Annotated in this window: 1 protein-coding gene; it reads right to left on the bottom strand. The window is 58.4% G+C overall.

Going from position 1 to position 902, the window contains the following annotated elements; translation table 11 throughout:
* Nucleotides 1–160 precede the first annotated feature (160 nt).
* A partial coding sequence (locus ACFHWW_RS33900; RefSeq protein ID WP_379943738.1) for a dihydroorotase occupies nt 161–902 on the bottom strand: 742 nt, incomplete at its 5' end.

Raw genomic sequence — 902 nt, 5'->3', positions numbered from 1 at the left:
CATCCGGAAGTGTGTCGTTTCGAAGGGTTAGAGCGTTTCCGCTATTTCAAGCCGTGAAAAGAATTGGAGCATTCCGCTTTTCTCCGAACGGAATGCTCCTACCTCCTGCTTTGCCGCAAATCCGGACGAAATCCGCCGCGCACTTCTTCCTGAAATGGCTCTAGCGCTGCACCGCCCAATGCAGTGGGAACATCGGGTCAAAGAGCGTTACCGGCCCCTCACCTGATTCAATCTTGTCTGGCACGCAGATCGGATCGACCTGTCTCCGCATGACCACCGTTTCCTTGGCTGGCGGCACTCCGTACCAGGCGGGCGCATGAAGCGAGGTGAAAGCTTCCAGCTTATCCAGCGCGTTCTCCTGCTCGAAGACGTGTGCGAGGCAGCTCAGCGCGTTGGTCGCGTTGAATATACCGGCGCAACCGCAGGCGCATTCCTTCATCGCATCCACATGCGGCGCCGAGTCGGTGCCAAGAAAGAAACGGCTGTCGCCTGACGTCGCAGCCGCACGAAGCGCCAGCCGATGATGTCCGCGCTTGGCAACCGGCAGGCAGTAGTAATGCGGTTTGATTCCCCCAGCGAGCATGGCATTGCGATTGATGATCAGATGATGCGGCGTAATCGATCCCGCAAGATTTGCCGGCGCCTTCTTGATGTAGTCGACGCACTCGGCCGTCGTGACATGTTCCATCGTCACCTTAAGATCCGGCAGCCGCCGGCGGAGTGGATCGAGAACGGCCTCAACAAAAACCGCCTCGCGGTCGAAGATATCGACGTCCGGTAACGTGACCTCGCCGTGTATACAGAGCGGCAAGCCAAGGTCAGCCATTCGCTCCAAAACCGGCATTGCGTTTTCCAGATGGCGCACGCCGCTGCTTGAATTCGTTGTCGCACCTGCGGGGTAC

It is taken from the genome of Sinorhizobium sp. P24N7, from assembly GCF_042436655.1.
Classification (GTDB): Bacteria; Pseudomonadota; Alphaproteobacteria; order Rhizobiales; family Rhizobiaceae; genus Sinorhizobium; species Sinorhizobium meliloti_A.
This window is presented reverse-complemented; position numbering and strand designations above follow the sequence as displayed.